We start from the raw sequence: 811 nt of genomic DNA, 5'->3' as shown, positions 1-811 counted from the left end.
CTCATGCTCTCATAATCGCGCTTATGCTCATTCATGGTGATAACATCATTGATATCAGACACGTATAACGCGCCATTCACAGACTCAAGATGCATCCCAAAGCCCGAACGGAACATAGCGCAATATTTGACCCCAAGGCCATAACCATCCTCCAGAAATGCCATTTCAGAAGTAGACGAATTGAAACGTCCTATTGTACGTGTTATATCACGCTGTTCCGCACTCTGGCGATTTTCAAAAACAACGTCTGTGTGACTTGGGCTGAATTCGCCCAGTTTTAATACTTTCATTTAAATTCCTTTAATAATGTACGCGGTCTAAGCTATCCATCTCACTAGCTTGCTTTTCTGCTAGTTGATTAAAGTGGTCAATCACGACCTCACGCGCCAACGTAGTGGTAGCCTTGTTCGATAATCCCGTTAGATTCGTGAGTGTTACTAACTTGTCATTCATCAGTGAGGTAATGAAATCAGGACTATCCCCTTTACCGTTCTTTGCTTTTGAAATGCGATAGTCAATACATGCCTGAACAAACGTCTTACAAGCTTTCTCAAGCTCATCAGGCATCATAAAATCATCAGCATTTTCTTTTCTTGCAATCTCGTTTTGTTCTGCGAAATGATTCAGCATGTATCACCCCTTTAATTGATTGAATAACTCGTTGGCACTCTCTGTTGGTTTCGGTCGTGTGGTTTCAACTTCATCACGATAACGCTTAACAGCCGCATAAAAATCACGAGCATCAACCTTTAAATGGAAACCATCGCCTTTAGGCCAGATAAGGATTTCGTTCTTAGATTCAATAAAGAAA

1 protein-coding gene and 1 pseudogene are annotated in these 811 nt (G+C 41.2%); both read right to left on the bottom strand.

Annotated features, from left to right (window positions below):
* Positions 1-290 (bottom strand): annotated as a pseudogene (locus AB4486_RS24750) (hypothetical protein); the annotation flags it as partial.
* Between the two features lie 10 nt (positions 291-300).
* A complete protein-coding gene (locus AB4486_RS24745) occupies positions 301-630 on the bottom strand; it encodes a hypothetical protein (RefSeq protein ID WP_136975916.1) in 330 nt (109 codons plus the stop codon).
* Positions 631-811 lie beyond the last annotated feature (181 nt).

This window comes from Vibrio sp. 10N.222.55.C6 (assembly GCF_041473395.1).
Lineage (GTDB): Bacteria > Pseudomonadota > Gammaproteobacteria > Enterobacterales > Vibrionaceae > Vibrio > Vibrio crassostreae_C.
This window is presented reverse-complemented; position numbering and strand designations above follow the sequence as displayed.

What these genes read in the sequence shown, in the direction of transcription:
- AB4486_RS24745 (WP_136975916.1), bottom strand. Translation starts at nt 630, where the DNA reads ATGCTGAATCATTTCGCAGAACAAAACGAGATTGCAAGAAAAGAAAAT.